This is a genomic window from bacterium, assembly GCA_026708055.1.
Taxonomy (GTDB): Bacteria; Actinomycetota; Acidimicrobiia; order Acidimicrobiales; family CATQHL01; genus VXNF01.
Genome location: JAPOVS010000043.1, coordinates 89846 through 110064, shown reverse-complemented (window position 1 = coordinate 110064; position 20219 = coordinate 89846). Strand labels below are relative to the sequence as shown.

Here is a 20219-nt window from a genome sequence, read left to right as displayed (position 1 = left end):
GGACCCGCTCACGCGGGCGGGATGACCGGGACCAGGACGTGGTTGCGGTGCTCGGGGCTGAAGTGCAGGGTCACCTCGTTCTCGAAGATCTCCGGCGGGCGGTCGCGGGGGTCGTTGTGCAGGAACGGCCCGCAGCCTCGTAGCTCGTTCTTGAAGTTGGACAGCATGAGGCCCGAGGTGTCGCCGCCGTACTCGTAGTCCCGGCCGCGCACGCTGAAGCCGATCCGGTAGCCTGGCGGCACGACGATGCACGTGGGCCAGATCTCGATGTCCAGCTCGTAGATCTCACCGGGGACCAGCGGCTGGTGATCCGCCTCGGCGTGGGTGTGGTAGGGCCGCCACGGCAGCGAGAGTTCGGGATCGAGTTTGCGGTGACTCGCCCGCAGCCATCCCTGGGCGATCGGCGTGTGCGGATCGACCGCCCCCATGAAGGTCACCTCGTCACCGTCGGGGTCGAATACCCGGAACACGACGAACAGGTCGGCATCGACCGTCGACGACGAGACGAACAGCTTCGCCGCCAGCGGGCCGGTGATCTCCGTCTCCTCGGTCGTCGGCGCGGTCAGGAAGGTCAGCCCGTCGCCCGTCGCCTCGTAGGAGAGCGTCTCGGTCTTGGCGCAGGGATTGACGCGCAGTTGCCCGTTGGCGTGCAGGTACATCCGGCGCCAGTCGGTGCGCGGGATCGGCCAGTCCTCCTCGGCCCGCTCGACGAAGCGATCCATGTGGCGCACCTGCAGGAGCACCCGCGGCTGGCTCTCCCAGCCCGTGTCGGTTCCCTTCAGGAAGTGCCCGAAGAACCGCTTCTGCAACCTCACCCCGTAGTCGGTGTAGTACTCGGTCCAGTGCTCGATGCCGTGCACCTCCAGCCAGCGTTGGGGTGATGCCGACCGGGTGTAGGCCTCGAAGTTGCCTCGCGGGTGCAGACCCTGGCCACCCCAGTTGGCCGAGGAGAGGAACGGCACCACCACTTTGTCCCACACCGGTGAGCGGTCGGCGTGGTAATCGTCGTCGAAGGCGTGCTCGATGATGTCGCCGCCGAAGGCGCAGCGATTGGCGGCGAGTTCCTCCTCGCTGAGCGTGGGCGGACCCGATACCAGCTCCCCCGTGTTGGGATTGGTCGAACCACGGGTGCCGAGGCCGTGTTGCACGGTCTTGACCTGCATGTCGTACCAGTTGTCCCAGAACGTGCTGACGATGCCGCCGTGGTGGGTGGAGTCCCGGTACCACTCCGCGGCGCCCTCCCAGGGGATCATGGCCACGAGGTGCGGCGGCTGCCGGGAAGCCACAGACCACTGGTTCATGGCGTAGTACGACACCCCCGAGAGCCCGATCTTTCCGTCGCTCCAGGGTTGCACCGCGGCCCACTCGATGCAGTCGTAGAGGTCCTGGGTCTCACGCGGCGAGAAGTGGTCGATGTAGCCGGGCGAACGGCCGCAGCCCCTGGCGTCTATGCGCAGGCACACGTAGCCGTCGGGCACCCACTTCTCGGGGTCGCAGACCTCCCAGTTCTGGTACTTGTTCGTGGAGCCGGCCACCACGTCGGGATGCTCTTCGGCCATCCGGTTCCAGGCGCTGGGATAACCCTCCTGGAACGCCAGTCCCTTGGCGTAGGGGCCGTAGGACGCCAGCACCGGGTAGCGCCCGTCGTCGTCGGGCCGGTACACGTCGGCGCGCAGCACCAGGCCGTCGTCCATCGGGATGGGCACGTCCCAGTCGACGCGCATCCCGTCGCGCACCTCGCTGAAGGTCTGTTCGTCAGCAGGCAGAGCACTCTCGGTCATCGGTCCGCTCCCTCCGGTCAGCCGGCGGCGAGTGTAGATCCCCGCCTCGCAGCAGGTGACATCCCGGCCGCAGGCACGTGACCGAGGGATGCCGGGGTGGCGTCCGACCGCCGGATCAGTCCGCAGCGGGGCCGATCCGGGGGCGCCGGTCACTAGCGTGAGAGCCATGGCCGGCTGGCTCATCGCCATCGGAGGGTCGTGTACCGGCCTCGCGGCGGGGCAGGAAGCGGCTGTTGCGGTTCCGTGACTCTTGCGCTCGCGGCTCGCGAGTGTTCGCCGTCGCCGGGCTGCTGGCAGGCGCCGGCTGTGCGGCAGCCTCAGGGGCTCCCGGCACCGGCGAGCGGGGGGCGGGCGGACCCCTATTGTCCGCCTGGCTCGTTCCCGCCGAGGCCCTGCCCGCAGCGAGCGTCGAGGCGCCCGAACGGTGGTGGCGGCGGAACCACCACTTCGACCTGCTGGAGGACCACGAACCCGCGGACACAAGCGACTTCATAGCGCTGGAAGGCACACCCGAGCCACCGGCGCCGACCGAGGTGGCGGTACGAGCCACCGCCGTGGAAGTGCTGCGGGCGGGAGACGGTCCCCTCGTAGCCGTGAAGGTGGCGGACGAGGCGGGCGGAAGAGACGTCGTCGCGGGCCTGTTCCCCCTCGAACCGTCCCCCGCGTCGGCGCCGGTGGCCACCGGTCCGGCGCCGATCGGCCTGTGGGTGACCGGCGCCCCCATCCTCGGTTGGAGCGGCGGCGGGTCCTACCGCGGCGAGGGCGCCTGGCACAACGTGGCGCCCGGTGCGGTGAGCGACGACGGGTTCTCCTGTGCCGGACCCGCCGCCGACGAGTCGGCGCCGCACGTCTACCCGGAGTGCCTGGCGCTGCACCTCGGCGACGACAGCGCCCGCCACTCCCCCGTCTACGGCTTCGCCGCCGACGGCTACCCGGTGCACGGCCCCTGGGCCGACCTGGAACTCCTGGCGCGCAGCTCCTGGAGGCTCCGGGACTACGACACGGTGGGATCGGCAACAGGGTGCGCTGACGCCGGGCGCCGGACGTGCCTGTTGTCCCATCCGCTGGACCCCGGCGCGGGCACGGTGCCGGCGCCCGCCCCGGGACCCGACACCGCTGATGTGCCCGCAGGCGCGTTCTTCGAGGACTACTGGTTCGACATCAGCCTCGACGACGGGGCGCCGCACGCCCTCGACGCCTTCAACGGCCATTCCCACGACGACTTGGGCTACCACTACCACATCACCCGCATCCAGAACGGCGACGGCAGCTTCACCGACGTATTCCCCTACATCGTCGGCCCCTGGTTCCGCGGCGAGCTGCGCCCCGGAGACCCCCACGCCGGCGGCCCCCGCCTCCCCGAAGGTGCCGCCACGTCCGCTTCGCCGGCCATCGACGAGCCTGCTGAGCCACCGAGCCCAACGCCCGGGCCGCCCGCTCTCTGCGTCCCCCGCGTCACCGTCTGCGATTGACCGCCCCCACGCCGACTCCCCCACCCCGCTACCGCCGGCGCCCGCACCCGACGTCATTCCGGCGCAGGCCGGAATCCAACGACCAGCACACCGACCAGCATCTCCAACCGACGCCGGCGCCCGCACCCGACGTCATTCCGGCGCAGGCCGGAATCCAACGACCAGCACACCGACCAGCATCTCCAACCGACGCCGGCGCCCGCACCCGACGTCATTCCGGCGCAGGCCGGAATCCAACGATCAGCACACCGACCAGCATCTGCGACCGACGCCGGCGCCTACTCGAACTCGCTTGCCTCTGCTCCGAGGTTGGTGGCGTTCTCCGAGACGATTCGTTGGGTGGCGTCGTCGTATCCGTCGGGCTTGTTGGCTCGGAGTTCGAGGGAGAGTTCGAGGTCGGACCCGAGGCGAGCGCTGACGTGCTCGAGGATCTGGCCTAGCTGCTTGATTCCGCGGACTGGGTCGAGGTCGAACTGGGCGTAGAACTGCGTGGCTCTGGGCGTAGCCGGACCTGGTTCCTCTGGTCGGGTTGCATCGGCGCCGCCCAGCTCACCTGCGTCGCCGTTTTCGCCCTCGGCGCTGGGCTCATCCTCGTCCGCCGGTGGCGCCGGCGTCGGCACGAAGTCCGGGTAGATGAGCAGCCCGCCGGGACTCGCCGCGACATGCTGCGCCTTCTGGATGCCCACCCACTTCTCACCGTCGTGGTCTTCGGCGTAGGCGAAGGTGTCCTGCGTCCAGTTCATGTTGGCGGTGCCATCGCTGATGGCGTGGGTAAGGACATCGAAGGAACTCAGGCGGGCCATGTACGGGTAGCGGGCGTAGGTCTGCCACAGCTCCCGCACGGAGATGTCGCCCCGACCGGACCAGAGGTCGTAGCGGTCGACGTCCATGCGTACTCGGACGCCGCCGAGGCGGGCGATCAGTTCTTCGCTGCTGGCGAGCTTGCGGCTCACGCGGGCGCCGATGTCGCCGTCGGTGCTCGCTCTGGCGGTCTGCCAGTCCACGCCGGGGGTGCCCGGCTTCTGCGTGGGGATCAGCACCTGGGTGAACGTCTCGGCGATCAGGGCGTCGACCTGCTGGGAGGTGTCGGACTGCTTGGTCCGGGCCTGGCTCGCCTGGTGTGCTGTCAGATCGAGCGATGCGGAGTCGTCGACGATCGAGCACCACGCCAGGTGCGACCTGGCAGCCGCCCGCAGTTCCCCGAGCCGGTTCGCCGCCGCCGCCGTGAACACCAGCATGTTGCGGTTCAACCGCGGGCCGCCTTCGCGCTGCGCCAGGATCCGCTCCGCCAGCGCCACCGCCGGCGAGTTCTCGTCACCGGTCGAGTGGGTGGCATCCGGCGCCAGGACCACCAGTCGCACGCCGTCGTCGTTGTCGGGCACGTCGCCGGGCGCATCGGCGAACACCTGCACCGCGGCGAAGCTCCCCCGGTCGCGCTGGCGATTGAGCCTCCGTTTGGCTTCGTCGTCGGCGTCGCGGTCGGTGTAGTTGGACGCGGCCCGGTCGGCGGCCATCCGGGTGACGTTGGGCTGCAGGGAGTACCAGTACTGGTTGCCGTCCACGTACAGGTGCGTCGCCTCGCCCGACAGCCGCTTCAGTGCGTCGGCGAACTGGCCGGGCGGCTCGCCGGGCTGGGTGCACCCCAGCACCACCGAGCGCAGGTCCACGCCCCGCTTGGCGTCGGGCCGGGGCGCCGAGCCCATGTAGACCGTGCGGGCGGCGCGCCGGGCGGCCGACAGGCGCCCGAAGTGCGGCGTGTCGTTGTCGATCCGCAGCGGCAGGGAGTTCGGGCCGTCCACGTCGGACTTGATGACCGGGTCCCAGCCCTCCTCCAGGTATTTCTTCATCTCACTCACGAGCGTGCCGGAGTCCATCGGCAGGTTGGCGGGCATGATCAGCAATGACTGGTCGCCGCGCTGCCAGAGCTGCGAGATGGCCAGGGCCATCAGCCGCAGCACGCCCCTGGTGCGCTGGAACTTGTCCAGCGCCGACCAGTCGCCGAAGAGCCGGTCGAACAACACTGGATGGATCGGGTACGACAACTCCATCCGTTTGCGGTAGTCGACTTCGCCCACGCCCGACGGGAATTCGCCGGACCCGTCCCGGTACATCCCGCTGAACGCCCGGACCACGCCGTCACGCACCTTCGCCCGCTCCGGCGGGACCGGATCGAACAGCCGCCGCCGCACGATCTCGAACGACTCATCCGGCGACGCCGGCTGCCACTGCGCCGCCGTGCGCGTCACCACGTTCTTCAGCCGCTCCAACGCCGTGCGCCCCCGGTCGCCCCCCACCTCGATGTCCGACGCGGGCACCGTGATCAGCACCACCACGTTCGGCACCGCCGCGGCCGCCTCGGTCAGCGCCTGCGCGAACGTGAACTGCGTGTCGAAATCGCCGCCGGGCAGGCGCCGCCCACCGCTGCCGCCGTCTCGATCGCCGCCGGCAGTGTCCGCTCCGTCGATGTGCCCGTCGCGCAGTTGGCGGGCGTAGGCCACCCACTCGTCGATCAGCACCACCGCCGGGCCGAACCGCTCGAACAACTCCCGCAGCGCCGCACCCGGGTTGGTTCCGGCCTCGTCGTCGGCGCGCACCATCTCGTAGCCGTCCCGGCCCCCGAGTTGGTAGGCCAAGTGGCCCCACATGGTGCGCAGTTCGATGCCGTCCTCGGCGGGCAGCGGCGCGCCCGGGGATATCACGTGGCCCACCAGCACTGCCCGCGCAACCTGCTCCGGGAGTGACACGCCCGCCTCGCTGAGCAGTTCGCCAACCCCGGGCAGGTCGCTGGCCGCCGCCGGTGACGCCAGGTGGTACAGGGCGATCATGCTGTGGGTCTTGCCGCCCCCGAAGTTGGTCTGCAACTCGATCACGGGGTCGCCACCCTCGCCCGATAGCCGCCGCGCCGCCCCCAACAGGAGGTCGCGCAACCCCTGCGTGAGGTAGGTGCGGGCGAAGAACTCCCGCGGGTCGCCGTACTCTGCGTCGGCGCTGCCCTGCACCACCTCATACAGGTCGGCGGCGAACTCCGCCTGCTCCAGACGACCCTCCCGCACGTCAGCGTGAGGCGCGACGATCTCCCGCCACGGCACCAGACCCGCCTGAGGTTGACCCTCCGTGGGCTTCGCCGCCGTCCTACGACGCTCCGCGCGGGACTCCTCCTCGAACATCTGCCGCATCAGCCCGCGGCGCAGCTCCCGGATCCTGTGACGCTCTGCGGTGTCGCCGAACGCTTCGAGCACCCGCTCCATGGAATCCAGCGCGCGGGCGGTGTCGTCGCTGCTGAACGGCTCCTGATGCGCCCAACGGTTGCGCACCTCGGCCAACTCGAAGACCAGCGACCGGACTGCCGGGCCGAAGCCGTGGCCGAACACCTCGCCCCACGTGGCCTTCACACCCTTGAACACGAACGACACATCACCGGCGCTGGGGTTGCCCGCCGGGCTGTGCAGCCGCCTGTTCACCTCGCCGGGCCAGTCGGGGCCGTAGAACCCCTCCCAGGCAGCCGCGCAGGCCGGGCCCAGCCCGTCGCGCACCAGGTCGAGCGCCCGACCGATGCGCTCGCTGTTGCTCATCACCATGCGGGAGACCTCCTGCGGCGCGGGCGAGACCGCGCCGCGGACATTATGACCGCCCCCTACGACAGCACCCGCTCAGAGCGCCAAGTGAAGCCGGAGAGCCTCGTTGAGCGAATCCAATAGGTCAACGGGCAGGACACCGAGCCGCCGACCGACCCGTTCGGTCGCCACCGAGCGCACCAGTTCAGCCTGAGCCTTGGAATCGGAACGCAGACCTGTCTCCGACGCACCAAGGAACACCTGATAGGGATAGACACGTCGGACGTTCGATGTCAGTGGTACGACGGTCACGACGCCTCGCCCCAAGTGCTCAACCGCTCGGTTGGAGTCGTCGTTGCTGACCACGATCGCCGGGCGAAGCTTGCTCGCCTCGGACCCGAGGGCGGGGTTGAAGTCGACGATCCGGATTTCGCCGCGACGCATCAGGAGATTCCGTCTCCGACTGCCGCGTCCCACAAGACCTCCTCGCCCGAGTCGGTCCATTCCTGCCACGATTCCTTGTACGCCGACACCAGGTCGGAGGAACGGAGCAGGCCGACCGCCTCGCGCACCGCAGCAGAGCGGGATCCGGCCCCCTGCGTTCGCGCGTAGTCGTCGAGGAACTCGACGTCATCTGGGGGAAGGCTCACACATATCCGCATGTGAGCATCGTAACCACGCTCTGCCCACCCTCCGACTGGGACTGGTCAGAGCAGGGTGAGGGCCTCGGCTGCCGGGTGGGCGGCCCGCAGGGTGGGCCATGCGGCGATGAGGGTGTTGTAGGCGGCGGCCTCGGCGGCCCAGCCCTGTTCGTCGGACTTGGCGTACAGCAAGTAGGCGAGTTGCCGGGCGCGGTCGCCGTAGCCGCCGAGTTGGCGCAGCAGCGCCGACGCCTCGCCCTCGGAACGCCCGAGGGCCGCCACCAGGTACTGGGTGGCCTCCCACACCGTGAGGCGGGCGTCGCCGGCGGGGGTCCAGTCCGGGGCCAACTCCGACCGCTCGAACAGTCGGAACTCGCCCGCTCGGGCCTCCCCGATGCCGGACTCGGCGATCCCGCCGAGCGACGTGCCCTTGGCCCGCGCCAGGTTGTCGGCGTCGCCCGACGAGGCGGGGTTCCAGCCGAACGAACCGAACCACGCCAGCGCGAAGCGCGACGGGGCGTCGAGCTCGGCCTCGGCGCCGTGGAGGATCTCCCCGAGCACCTCGTTGACGAGCGCCAGCGCCGCCGGCACCCTCATGGCCGACCCGTCGGCCTCCAGCACCTTGGCGTAGCGGGAGAACACCCGCATCCCCGGCCCGATGGCCGACTGCGCCAGATCCACCGGCGAGACGTTCCCCGACTGCAACACGCGCACCGCCTCAGGCAACTCCGCCCGCAGAGCCCCGGAGAACTCCCGCCGCGTGGCCAACGGGGCAGAAGCGTCCCGAGGCCGACAGGCCAACACCACCGAGGAGGCGAGGGCGTTTGAACCGAGACCACGCATGCGGTTGGCCAGCTCTGTGCGCATCGGCCACGTGGCGTTCACCTGCAGGCCAGCATCCAATACAGCCTGCAGGAACGTCTCCCAGCCCGTGGTGCGAACCTCGCCTTGCTTGGTCTCGGTGGCCTTGTAGGCGTAGTAGACGGTGGCAGGTGCGCCGGCTGGCTGATGCTGGGCAACCGCGGCCATGAACGCCGCCATCCCCGACTCGAAATGAACTTCAGCGCCGGTCTGCCCAACATGGCGATCCGGATCTGCGATGATCTCTTCTGCTTTGGGCGTTTTGAGCGTGGCGCACTCGTCGGGCCAGACACCGGCCACGTTGCGCCGCAGCCACACATAGAAGAAGTCCGACAGATCCGCATACCCAACGTTGTCGTAGTAGGGCGGGTCGGTGGAGACGACGGCGCCGCGGGACTCCCCCACCCGGGCCCGGGCATCGCGCTGAGACACCTCACCGGACACCGAGGCAGGCAGATGCTCTAGCGCCTTGCGGATCCACTCGACCGCTCCCATCCAGTTCCCCGTCGAATCGGAGAACGGGTTGCACTCAGCAAAGTCCCAGGTCATCGGAATCGCCTGGCGACTGAACGTGTTGCGGATCTTGACATAGCCCGAATCCCACGTACATATCGTCGAATTGCGGTCTGCAAGGCGGTCCACGGCGAACGCCAGGTAGGTCACCACCGCGTCCGCATAGGCGGCGGCGCCCGAGCCGCCCTCGCGCAGCCGCCGGCCGGCTCCCGCCGCTCCGCCGCTCGGCCCGGCGGCGCGGTCGGGGGAAGACGAAACGGCCGATGCTCCCGCCGATTCCGGATTCCGGCCCCCGCCGGAATGACGATCGGGGGGATGACGATCAGCCGGGCCGACGACATGACGATCGGTGGGATCGGGGGAAAACGAAACGGCCGATGCTCCCGCCGATTCTGGATTCCGGCCTCCGCCGGAATGACGATCGGGGGGATAACGATCGGGGGGATGACGATCATCTGGGCCGACATGCGGACCGCCGGACCGATCCCCGAGCGCGGCACCGGTCCCGCCCGAATCGTTCCCGACAGGCCGGTCGGCGAACCCGCAGGCCAGCGCATCGGCCACGACCTGCTCCCGGACCTCGCCCAGCAGGTCCGAGAACGTCGTCAAAGCCACGAGCTGCCGCGGGGAGAACAACTTCCACCACTCGTCGAGGCCGTAAGGCTGGACTCGGAAGCCAAGCCCCCTGTCCGGAAGAGACGCCTGCGGTTGCCATTGAGCTTTGACGCCCGGATCGGTCCTCGAATCCGCGTCGGTGGGTGCGCAGTACTCCCGGCCAGCTTCGCCCTCGGCCACGACCGCCATGAGTTGGTGCCCCATCCGCCCGGCCCGCCCCTCGGACTTGATGTAGTCGCCGGGGATCGCCGCGCCGGTGGCGATGCAGCGGCCGTTGCCCCGCACGACTGTCCGTTCATGGGTCGGCTCACCGCCCTCACGAATCTCGTCCGAGCCAGCAAGGCCGTGCTGAGCGTCGTCCCCGAGTTCATGGGTCGGCTCGGCACCCTCACGAATCTCGTAGCTGATGGTCTGCGTCTCCCGGTCGATGACCGGCTCGATCCACACCTTCGGCTTGTTGGGCTTGTTCGCCAGCACCCACGACGCCACGAGCGGCACGTGTCCCGACCAAGCCGGGTCCGGCGACTCCACGGTCCGCGCCCATATCCAGGCGATGGGGGTGAGCTTCTCGCCGTTCGGGCCTGCGGCGTCGGGGTAGAAGTGGCCGATACGCCGCTGCGCCTCGTCGCGCATCCACTGCCCGTACGCCTCCACGTCGGCGGCCAGCCCCTGCGCCCGCACCCACGCCCCGCCGCTCGAGCCCGCCGAAGGCGAGCGCGCGGTCGGGGGACGCGTGGGGCCGGCCGGCGGTGCGATTCCGCCAGGCGCTCCCGCCGACGGCCCCCCGACCGGGCCGGCCACCGACTCCTCCGAGCCCTCCGACGGCCGGTAGCCGCCGAGGGTGCCCTGCAGATCGGGGTGTACCGGCGGCCGCCCGGCGAAGCGGGGCGGCACCTCGATCATCGCCTTGTTGATGAGGGTCGCCACCGGGTTCAGATCCCCGGCCAGCGCCCGCAGCCCCAGCCGCTGCGCCTCCAGCGGGATCGCCCCACCCCCGGCGAACGGGTCCAGGATCGCCGGCGGCCCGTCCGGGAAGCACCGATCGATCTCCGCCCGGGCCTTCGCCAGCACATCCGGATTGTTCGAGTTCTCCCACTTCACAAGCTGCTCGAGGATCCCGAACAGCCGAGCCCGCGCAACCTCCTGCTCGACGGCGGTCAGCGACTCGTCCCCCGACGGGTCGTCCACCAGCGAAGCCCAGATCACCGCCCGAGCCGCCGCCAACGGCCGCCGGGCCCACCACAGGTGCAGCGTCGACGGATGCCCATGGCGAATCGACTTCTCCCGAGCCGCCTCCGCATTGATCGCCGCCAAAGGCAGCGCCACCTCAATCAGCTTCGGCTTGTACCCCACCACAGCGGCCAAAGGTACAACCCCGAACAGCGCCCCAGCCGAATCGCCCTAGCCTCGCGGTTCTGGCGTTCCCTGAGGATCACACGCCCGTCAGTCGGGCTCGTCCAGCGGTCGAACCTCCCCGGCAAGAATGAGGAGACAGTCGTAGTCCGCGAGCTTTCGACGCAGGGACGGCGCGTTGCGCAGGATGCGCTGCTTGGCCTCGATTGGGTCGTCGGCATCGACCGCCACGAGAGCGACGCCGACCTCCTCGGCCGTTGTCCGCAGTCCCGGCTGGTCGAGCGAGCTTCGGTCGAGGAAAATCACAGCCCGGTAGCCACTGCCAGCGGCCGAGCGGACCAACTCGGTGTCCGCCGCGTCGGCGCCATCCCACCGGCGGAGGTCAAGCGTCCCGCGGGCCTCAACGGACAGGCTCGGAGGAAGGACTGCGTCGTAGAGCAGCTTCACTATCGGGTGCCCTCAAGGAGTTGCAGCCCGATCGACACCGTGCCTTCGATGGCGACGTTGCTCAGTTCCGGGTACGTCTCGGTGATGGCGGCGTACCCACCATTCCGGTACACGGCGGCAAGAGCCTTGGCGCTGAACCGGTGGCCGTTCAGATAAGGCGTCCCGTGAAGGATCGTCGGATTCAGCCGCGTGTTGGGAGTCGCGCGCAGCAGATCGACCGTTGTTCCACCTCCGTACTTGAACGGTCGGAAAACTTGGTCGAGTTCGGTTAGCGGAACATCCAGCGTGCTCTGACCTGACTCAACGTCATACCAACCACTCCCTCGGTCCACTAGCACTCTTCCTGTGGAGGTAGCGCCAATTTGCATGAACTTTGAGCTGGACCGCAGCTTGCCAATGCGTTCTGTTGAGACGTCATCGCGCATGTGCCCAGCACGGTCCGCTTCCGAGTCGTATTGCGGTTCTGCCAGCACCTCCAGTCCACTGCTGCTGGATTCGATGCTCAGGCCGACCGCGCCCGCCTCGGCGTCGCCCGCGAACCGCATCAGCGACTCGATGACGTCGCTGGAAATCCTGCTCCCTGACATTGCCCTCAGGTAGGTCCACGTCCGCACGGCCACAACATCACGGAACGTCAGGAGCGCCGGACCGCGCCGCGCGGAGAGGGGTCTGAGAACGCCCTTCCGCAGCAGGGTGTACAAGGACGAACGCGTGGCGCCGGCGAGGAACGCAGCATCACGGATCGAGTAGGCCCCCGCCGTGAAGACTGCGGGATCCCAGACCTGGATATCGAGTTGCGGTTCGAGCGCGGTCAGGCGCAGCCTCTGGCGGCCGGGCAGCACACCACTGACCCGGCGCAGGAGGCGACTGGTGTCGCGCTCGTCGGGGGGGATCTCGTGTTCGACGAGAATCCGCGCCGCGGGGAAGGTCGGATAGGCGCTCAGGACGCGGGTACGGGCATGAGGCCGGCACACCAGCACGGTCTGGGCGCCGAACCAGTGCGGAACCTCCACACCGGCTGCCAAGCGCCGTACCGTTGCGCCGGCCTCGACGAGGTGCAGAGCGAACCGCAGGGCGGCATCGGCCCGGAACTCCCCGTCGATCACGACGACCGGTGCCAGCGGAAACTCGGCCGGTGCGGTGCGGGCGCCGGGCCAGCACTGGTGGTACAGGCGTTCCTCGTCGGCCGTCGCCGGAGCGGCGCGGCGGTCCAGCCTGATCCGACCCACCGGATCGTCGCCCAAGGCGTCGGCGACCCGCGCTCGGAGCGGCGGCTCGACCGCCGGATTCCCGCAGAGCGCGGCGGCGGCCAACAGAAGTTCGCGGTCACCCGCGCCCGTCGCGAGGTCGGCCACCACACGGGCGACTTCGAAGAGGTCGAGATGGACCGCGATCTCCGCCGCGAACCGCAACCGCTCGGGATCGGTCCGGAACGCCGGCAGCACGCCAGCAATGGCCTCGGGCAGGGACTCGGCCTCGTCGACATTGAGATGCTCGGTCAGACCGGACATCGCAGTGAACAACGACTGCGACCACGGATCTGTGCTGAGCAGCGCGCGCAGCGCCGCGGCGTGCAGGCCGGGCGACGGCTGTGCTACGGCCGCCACTCGAGCGCCTCGAGCGCCGCCACCGGAATGTCCTGGTCGATGCGCTCCCCGGGAACATCACCGGGCGACCATGTGGAGAACCTCCCCGGAATGACATCGACCCCCCGAGGTTCCCGCACCGCGACACCGGCAGCCTTCATCTTCTCGGCCGACAGCACCATCACAATGTACGGGGGCGCACCATCGAGCTTCAATCGCGATTTCAGATTGGCACCGTCCAATCCAGAGATCCGGTCCGCGGGCACCAGCCAGGAGTTCTTCGCCGGCACGAGTCGCCCGTCCGCCAGATCGCGGCACGCCGTTGCAGCAGGGTCGGTGCCGGACTCGAGATGGATCCGGTAGTGCTCAGGACTGGTGAACAACGCACGCCGTTCGGGCCGGATGTGGTGCCTCCAGAAAGTCGCCACCGGCACGCAGCGGGCGTAGTCGCAGGTCGGGGGCTCCAGCGGGAGACGAGGCACGATCTGACGACGCAGGCCTTCGAGCTTGTCGAGAACGAGGTCGGGCTGGGAGCCAGCCAGCGCGACCAACTCGTTCGCCTGCCGCCGCGCGAATCGCGGCAGACCCGCATCTTGGGCCACGATCCGAACAAGACCGCGCGTTTGGGCAACGACGTCGACCATCCCACAAGTTTCGCAGCAGCACCATGGATCGAGCAATAGACCACTGTGCCAACGAAGCCCAAATCGCCGCCCGGGCCGCCGCCAGCGGCCGCCGGGCCCACCACAGGTGCAGCGTCGACGACGGATGCCCGTGCCGGATCGACTTCTCCCGAGCCGCCTCCGCATTGATCGCCGCCAAAGGCAGCGCCACCTCAATCAGCTTCGGCTTGTACCCCACCACAGCAGCTCACCGTACCAATCCCTTCGGCTCCAACACCTCCATCAGCCAGAGGCAACACGGGTCCCGCGACCGTGCGTTCGACGCCGCCGCACCCTCCGCGACAGGCCCACCCAGTTCGTCCCGCATGCCACACGCAGAACCGAACCTGACGAAGCGCCCTGTACTGACCGACCTACCTACCTGGAGAGTCGTCCATCCTGATTCGGCGCCTCATCTCCTGTCGAAGTCCAGCACGTCGTTGCGGTTCCCCCGCTAAACGAGGCGGACGCCGGGAAGGCCGTCGGGGCCGGTGAAGACTTCAACCGAGGACCTGTAGCGGTTGCGCCAGTCGGGCTCGAACTCGTCCAGCACGATTTCGGGGTCCTGCCCGTGCGTGCTGGCCAGCCGGAGGGCGAGGTCCCACTGGTCGTTCGCGATCATGTCCAGCGGCGTGATCGGCGCGTCGGGATGGATCGGCGTCTCCAGCCAGCTGGCGACCTCGCGAATCAGATACTGGTCGCGCGCGATTCCGCAGAACGCGACCATCGTGGCCACCCGCCGGCGGTTCTCGCCGGTCGCGGGCGCGCCCTGCCGCCACTTGCGAAGAGCGGGAACCGACACTCGCGACGTCCGAGCGATGTCCCGCCACGAGAAGCCAAGGTCTCTCAACTCACCCAGAAGCACTGACAGTTCCTCTCGTACTCGCTGATTTGCCAATGTTCGGAGATACGCGTCGAGAGCGTCCGAGTGGAGTTGCTCCGTCGAACGATGCAGATCCAGCGAGTAGTCGCGCAGGAGCCCTGTCTGGCTGCGCAGGTACCCGGTGCCTTCGACAGCCTCACTGATGGTCCGGGTGGGTGCCTCCACGCCCTGGTAGGAGCGAATTGACGCCCCGGTCGGCGCATCGAGCGCGTCGGTTGCCCTCATGGCTGGCCCCTCTCCTGTTTGTTGAACACCTCGTCACGGAGCTTGTCGGTCACGACGATTCCGAAGAACTCGCTGACCGGCTGATGCAACAGGATCGGTGCCGGATTCGAGAGGGAAGCGGTAGTCCTCGGGACTGGTGAACAACGCACGCCGTTCGGGCCGGATGTGGTACCTCCAGAAAGTCGCCACCGGCACCCCAGCGGCGGCTCATCAAACTCCGGCGGGATGCTCGGTGGCTCCTCGGCGCTCCGGCTCACGCCCAGAGGGTGCAGATCGGCGCGGCTGTGATGCGGGGGGCTAGCGGGTAGACGGCGGTGCCGGTGTGCAGCACCACGCCGGCCGCGAAGCGCTCGCCGAGCTGGTCGCGCAGCCAGACGAGGTGACGGGCGGCGTCGGCGGTGGGGGCGCCGGAGGCCTTGACCTCGACGCCCACTATCCGGTTGGCGCCGACCTCGGCTACCACATCCACCTCGTGGCGCCCCTGCTCGGTGCGGAGGTGGAACAGCTTGTGCGGGTTGGCGGCGACGACCGCTTCTGCACGCAGCTGGGCGGTCACGAACGACTCGAGTGACCGGCCGAGCAGGTCGCCGTCGCGCAGCACTGCCAGGGCGTCAACGCCCATGATCGCAGCCCACAGCCCAGTGTCCACCAGATGTCGCTTGGGCGAGCGCGTCAGGCGCTTGAGCCTGTTGGTGGTCCATGCCGGCAGCGCGTCGACGACCATCAGATCGGTCAGCAAGGCCTCGTAGGCGACCGCAGTGGCACGGTTGATTCCCGCAGCCGTGAAGATAGTGGCGTCCGCGGCCGCGCCGGCCGAGTTGACGGCGTAGGCGAGCAGGAACCGGCCGAGACGCTCGGAGTCGCGTCCGCGCCCGTTGTCGTTCGGTGATACGTCCTGAGTGAGAATCTGCTCGACATAACTCTGCAGCCAGAGTCTCCGGGAGCGGGGCGGCACTCGCAGGGTGGCCTCCGGGAATCCGCCGGCGATCGCCGACTCGACGTAGCCGCGCAGGTCGGGCGGGTCGGCTGCGGGCGCCAAGGGCGCCCCGGCCAGCAACCGGTCGACCAGCGGAGGCGGACTGCGGTGGAGTTGTTCTGCCACCGTCAACGGGTACATCCGCAGGCGGATCACCCGTCCCGTGCCGGGCCAGGTAGCCGGGTGCGTCTCCGCCCGAACCGATCCGGCGAGAAGGAAACTCCCCGGAGGGGCGCCGGCGTCCACCGCCCGCTTCACCGCCCCCAGCACTGCGGGAACATCCTGCCACTCGTCCAGCAAGACCGGGGTCGCCAGCGCGGCCAGCGCCGAGTCGGGATCGGCCCAGAACCCCGCCGCCTCCACCTCCCGATCGAGATGGACCACAGTCGAGGCCAACCGGGCTGCGGTGGTGGACTTCCCCACGCCTCGCGGCCCCACCAGCATGACCGCCGGCACGTCGGCCATCAGCTCTGTCAGGAGCCCTTCAACCTGCCGTGGCCAGTATCTGTCCGCTGCCGCTCCCACCGGCTCGGTCATACTGTCAGCCTACCGCCCCACGTAGCGACTAACGGTTTCCCGCGCCTCTAACTGTCGGTTCCCCACGCCTTATACTGTCGCTTTCCCGCGCCTCTGATTGACGGTTTCACGCGCCTCAGAGGACGGGCCGAGCCGACCTTCAGCGAGGCGGGCTGGCGGCGGTGAGGAGGTCGGCGACTTTGAGGGTGATCTTGCTCTCGGCGAAGTGGAGGGTGTAGTCCCCGAACGGGTCGACGAGGTAGTGGACGGCGGGTTCGGCTGTGGGGTCGTCGGGGACCGAGACGACGGCGAGGCGCCAGCGGTCGGGGTTCGAGCGGGCCTTCTGCACCTGTTGGGCGCTGACGCTGATCTCGGTGGTGCGGGGCAGGTGGCCCTTGACCTCGATGAAGTAGTGGGTGCCGGTGGCCGGGTCGACCGAGAGGACGTCGAAGCCGGGGTTGCTGTGGGCCTGCGCTTCGGGGGTGCGGCCGAGTGCGTGCTCGGCGGCGAGGACGGCGGCGACGGCGCGGCGGTCGGTTTCCATCGCCTCCGCGGTCTCTTGGGGGTCGGGCGGGGTGCCGGCGAGTCGGTCGAGGAGGCCACCGGGGATGATGAGGGCGGCGGCGACGATGTTGGGGGGGCTGCTGTGGAGGTCGGCCTCCATGTCGAGCTCAAAGCGGCGGCGCGCCAGGCGGGCCTCGAGGTCGTCGGCGCGGGCGCGGGCCCGCCCGGAGCTGATCTTCGGTCTCCCGCCGGAGAGTTCGGTGGCCTTGATCTGTTCGGTGCGTTCGTCCCAGTGGCGGATCTCGGACTCGAGGCGTTCCCGGACGGCCTCGCGGACCCGCTCGACTCTGGCCTTGGTGATGGCGGCGATCTCTTCGAGGTGCGGCCCGGCGAGGTGTTCGATGGCCCAGTCGCGGGCGGCCGCTTCGGCGGTGTGGTCGACCCAGTCGAGGGTGAGGCCGGCGTCGATGAGCGCGCGCTGCTCGTCGGTGAGGGGCTGGTAGCCGATGTAGGGCTCGCCGCCGGGGTCGCGGACGGTGCCGTGCTGGTCGATTTCCACGTATTGGAAGCGGCGGGAGACGACTTGGCGGCGGCCGCCGACGTGGCGCCCGTCGGTGACGGCGTGGTCGAGGTACACGAGCAGGCGCGGCTCGGTGGACAGGTCGTCGGGGTCGATGAGGGTGGCACCGCGGTCGAGGGTGTGGCCGTGGTCGGCGAGGACCTTGTTGACCACGGCGGTCAGCAGCGGACTGCCCGGCGATATCAGCTCGGCCCGGTCCGCGCCGTCGAGGCGGACGTGGTCCTTGTCGAAGGTGACCCGTGCGTAGCGGTCGTACACCGGACCCTTGGCGACCTCGGCGTGGGCGCGCACCGCCGCGGGCACGCGGGTGATCTCGAAGCGGCCGCGCTCGCGGCCGACGATGCGCCCGCCATAGCTCTTCAGCGCCTCGGAGAAGAACGCTTCCACGAACCAGGGCTGCAGCTTGCGGGCCTTGGAGTGCTCCATGAGGTCGCGGATCTTCTCATTCGCCGCGGGGTCGGCGAGGCTCGCCACCAGCGCCCGCTCCTCCAGGACGGCCTTGAGTTGCTCGCCGATCTGGCCCTCGATGATCTCGTCCATGTAGACCGCCTGCGCCGGGTCGGCGTCGGCGCGGATGGCGTCGAGCAGCAACTCCTGCAGCGACGTACCGATGTGCGAGTCCCCCAACACGTCGTAGACCTGATCGCCGTAGACGCCCTTCTGCTGCTCGATCTTCTCGAAGAGGCGGGTGAAGACCTTGCCCTCCCTGGTCTCGTGCGCGACGAGGTTCCACAGGTGGCAGGGCCGCTGCTGGCCGATGCGGTGGATGCGCCCGAACCGCTGCTCGATGCGGTTGGGGTTCCACGGCAGGTCGTAGTTGACCATCATGTTGGCGACCTGCAGGTTCACGCCCTCACCCGCGGCGTCGGTGGCCACCAGCACCCGCACCGTGGAATCCACCCGGAACCGCTCCTGCAGCTCGCGGCGGTCGTGGCGCTTGACGCCGCCGTGGATGGTGATCACCGCCTCGGGGCGGCCCAGCTCGGCCCGAATGCGGTCGGCGACGTAGTCGAGGGTGTCTTTGTGCTCGGAGAATACGATGAGCTTGCGGGGGCCTGCCGCGACCGCGGCGATGTCGGTTGGGCCACCGGCGCCGCTGCCATTGGAGCCGCCGGCCGCGGCGGCCCGGCCGAAGTCGCCTTCGCGCAGCAACTCCCGGAGTTCGGTCCACTTCGTGTCGGTGCCGCTGGACCGCACCTCGTCGGCCAACGCCACCAACCCGCGAAGCTCCTGCACCTCGGCCTCGAGCTCTCCGGCAGTCGCCGATGCGGTCGCGGAATCGATGAAGACGTTCTCCAGTTCCTCGAACTCGGCGTCGTCGTACTCGTCGGAGTCGAAGTCCTCCAGGTCAGAGAGCCGCACGCCCGGAGGCAGGCCGACGACCGGCACCGGTTCGCCGGTGGCGGCAAGACGGCGCAACTCCTTGGCCTGGGCGTCAAGACGCTCGGAGCGGCGGCGCAACGAGTGATAGACAGCCGCCGGGGACGAGGCCAGGCGGCGCTGCAGGCCGGCGAGGGCGAAGCCGATGATGATCCCCCGCCGACGGTCGGCGGCGTCGGAATCCGCCATGTCGGCCGCCTTTGCCATGCCCGTGCGCACATAGTTCGTGACCGCCCCGTACAGCTCGGTCTCCGGTTCGGACAACTCGAACTTGGCGCTGTGGGCGAACCGCTTCGGGAACAGACGCTTCCCCTCGAAGGTGCGGAGGTTCTCCTTCACCAGCCGGCGCATCACGTCACTCACGTCCGGCATCGGGCGGCCACGGAGTCGCCCGGCGAACCGATCCGGGTGCACGAGCGACAGGAACGCCAAGAAATCCTCGTTCTTGCCGTTGTGCGGCGTCGCCGTCAGTAACAGCAGATGCCGAGTGCGGTCGCGCAGCAACTCGCCGAGGGCGAACCGCTTGGTGCGCTTCAGTTCGGCGCCGTAGCTGTGGGCGGCCATCTTGTGGGCCTCGTCCACGATCACCAGATCCCACTCCACCGCGCGCAGGCGGGCCTGCAGATCCTCAGCCCGGGCCAACTGATCCAACCGGGCGATGAGCAGGTTCTTCTCCACGAACGGGTTGCCCGTGTACGACGCCTCCACCGTCGCCCGAGACAGCACCTCGAAACGCAGCCCGAACCGGTCGGCCAGTTCGTCCTGCCACTGCTCCACCAGGCTGCCCGGCGCCACCACCAGACACCGCTCCACATCGCCGCGCAGCATCAGCTCCCGGACCAGCAGACCCGACATGATCGTCTTGCCCGCCCCGGGATCGTCAGCCAGCACGAACCGCACCGGGCGCTGAGGCAGCAGCCGGTTGTACACAGCATCGATCTGATGCGGATACGGCTCAATGCTCGACGTGTCCACCGCCGCGAACGGATCGGCCAGATGGGCGTAGCGCATCCGGCGCGCCTCAGACGCCAGACGGAACAACTCCCCGTCGGCATCGAACGTCCAGCGCGAGGTTGGGGCCGCGGCGAGGGCCGAGAGGTCCGCGGCTGAGATCAGGCGCTCGCTCAGCCCGCCCTCGGCGGTCCGATACGTGAGCGTCGCCGAGTCCGGCCCGTGAACCTCCAGCGCCACAACCGTCACGGCAGCACTCGGTACTACCCCGGCCAACCGGTCGCCAGCAGCGATGGCGGCGAACGTCGGTGGGCTGTCGGTCGCGGCGGCATCCGGCAACGAACTCACCTCGCACACACCTCCAGCCAATCCGACCGCGTCTCAGCCATGGATGGAGAGTAGGTGGCGCACGAGCAACTCATCGCCACCACGCCCGCGAATTCCCGCCCGCGCGCCATAAGCGGCTCCGACAGCGTGCGAAGCTCGGGGCCGAGATCTCCCACGACGGCCTCAACGACGCCAAGCGACAGATCGGGAAGGAGGTCGAGGCACCTGTCGATGTCGTGGCCTGCCCAGCGCAGGGCGTCCTCAGAGGGGACCGAGAGATCGTGCAGCATGCCCAAGGCCTTGAGCGCCAACTCGACGGCCACAGCAGAGTTCTCACACAGGCGGACCATCCACCACGATCGATGCTCCACCGCTCTCCTCATTCGTGGCGG

General features: G+C 69.2%; 13 protein-coding genes and 1 pseudogene. 1 reads left to right on the top strand and 13 read right to left on the bottom strand.

Going from position 1 to position 20219, the window contains the following annotated elements; translation table 11 throughout:
- Positions 1–8 precede the first annotated feature (8 nt).
- Positions 9–1781 carry a CocE/NonD family hydrolase gene (locus OXG55_09410; protein ID MCY4103462.1) on the bottom strand — a complete coding sequence of 591 codons (1773 nt, stop codon included), beginning with the start codon at positions 1779–1781 and terminating at the stop codon, positions 9–11.
- 269 nt (positions 1782–2050) lie between these two features.
- Here OXG55_09410 and OXG55_09405 point away from each other — a divergent pair, with 269 nt between their 5' ends.
- Positions 2051–3253, top strand: a complete 1203-nt coding sequence (locus OXG55_09405) for a YHYH protein (protein ID MCY4103461.1) — start codon at positions 2051–2053, stop codon at positions 3251–3253.
- A 278-nt stretch (positions 3254–3531) separates the two neighbouring features.
- Here OXG55_09405 and OXG55_09400 read toward each other — a convergent pair whose 3' ends face one another.
- The 12 genes and pseudogenes from OXG55_09400 to OXG55_09345 all read right to left on the bottom strand — a co-directional run bounded on the left by OXG55_09400 (position 3532) and on the right by OXG55_09345 (position 20198).
- Entirely contained in the window at positions 3532–6831 is a 3300-nt protein-coding gene (locus tag OXG55_09400) for a DUF499 domain-containing protein (protein MCY4103460.1), read from the bottom strand.
- Between the two features lie 72 nt (positions 6832–6903).
- Complete coding sequence (locus OXG55_09395; GenBank protein MCY4103459.1) at positions 6904–7254, bottom strand: type II toxin-antitoxin system PemK/MazF family toxin; 351 nt, start codon at positions 7252–7254, stop codon at positions 6904–6906.
- Positions 7251–7457 (bottom strand): ribbon-helix-helix domain-containing protein, encoded by a 207-nt coding sequence (locus tag OXG55_09390; protein ID MCY4103458.1) that lies wholly within the window; start codon positions 7455–7457, stop codon positions 7251–7253. Before OXG55_09390 ends, OXG55_09395 begins: the two co-directional genes overlap by 4 nt.
- 57 nt (positions 7458–7514) lie before the next feature.
- Complete coding sequence (locus OXG55_09385) at positions 7515–10790, bottom strand: DUF1156 domain-containing protein (protein ID MCY4103457.1); 3276 nt, start codon at positions 10788–10790, stop codon at positions 7515–7517.
- 90 nt (positions 10791–10880) lie between these two features.
- Positions 10881–11237: a hypothetical protein gene (locus tag OXG55_09380; GenBank protein MCY4103456.1), complete on the bottom strand. Its 357-nt coding sequence runs from the start codon at positions 11235–11237 to the stop codon at positions 10881–10883.
- The gene (locus OXG55_09375) at positions 11237–12592 is read right to left on the bottom strand and encodes a hypothetical protein (protein MCY4103455.1); all 1356 of its coding nucleotides are present in this window, start codon (positions 12590–12592) and stop codon (positions 11237–11239) included. The genes OXG55_09380 and OXG55_09375 overlap by 1 nt, the downstream gene beginning before the upstream one ends.
- 239 nt (positions 12593–12831) lie before the next feature.
- Positions 12832–13467 carry a hypothetical protein gene (locus tag OXG55_09370; protein ID MCY4103454.1) on the bottom strand — a complete coding sequence of 212 codons (636 nt, stop codon included), beginning with the start codon at positions 13465–13467 and terminating at the stop codon, positions 12832–12834.
- 49 nt (positions 13468–13516) lie between these two features.
- Positions 13517–13684: pseudogene (locus OXG55_09365) on the bottom strand (DUF1156 domain-containing protein).
- Between the two features lie 255 nt (positions 13685–13939).
- On the bottom strand, positions 13940–14593 hold the full coding sequence (locus OXG55_09360; GenBank protein ID MCY4103453.1) for a transcriptional regulator: 654 nt from the start codon (positions 14591–14593) through the stop codon (positions 13940–13942).
- 253 nt (positions 14594–14846) lie between these two features.
- Positions 14847–16106: a DUF4143 domain-containing protein gene (locus OXG55_09355; GenBank protein MCY4103452.1), complete on the bottom strand. Its 1260-nt coding sequence runs from the start codon at positions 16104–16106 to the stop codon at positions 14847–14849.
- A 139-nt stretch (positions 16107–16245) separates the two neighbouring features.
- Positions 16246–19848, bottom strand: a complete 3603-nt coding sequence (locus OXG55_09350) for a helicase-related protein (protein ID MCY4103451.1) — start codon at positions 19846–19848, stop codon at positions 16246–16248.
- A complete protein-coding gene (locus OXG55_09345) occupies positions 19845–20198 on the bottom strand; it encodes a hypothetical protein (GenBank protein ID MCY4103450.1) in 354 nt (117 codons plus the stop codon). Before OXG55_09345 ends, OXG55_09350 begins: the two co-directional genes overlap by 4 nt.
- Between the last annotated feature and the right edge of the window lie 21 nt (positions 20199–20219).

What these genes read in the sequence shown, in the direction of transcription:
- OXG55_09410 (MCY4103462.1), bottom strand. Translation starts at nt 1,781, where the DNA reads ATGACCGAGAGTGCTCTGCCTGCTGACGAACAGACCTTCAGCGAGGTG.
- OXG55_09400 (MCY4103460.1), bottom strand. Translation starts at nt 6,831, where the DNA reads ATGGTGATGAGCAACAGCGAGCGCATCGGTCGGGCGCTCGACCTGGTG.
- OXG55_09370 (MCY4103454.1), bottom strand. Translation starts at nt 13,467, where the DNA reads ATGGTCGACGTCGTTGCCCAAACGCGCGGTCTTGTTCGGATCGTGGCC.
- OXG55_09360 (MCY4103453.1), bottom strand. Translation starts at nt 14,593, where the DNA reads ATGAGGGCAACCGACGCGCTCGATGCGCCGACCGGGGCGTCAATTCGC.
- OXG55_09355 (MCY4103452.1), bottom strand. Translation starts at nt 16,106, where the DNA reads ATGACCGAGCCGGTGGGAGCGGCAGCGGACAGATACTGGCCACGGCAG.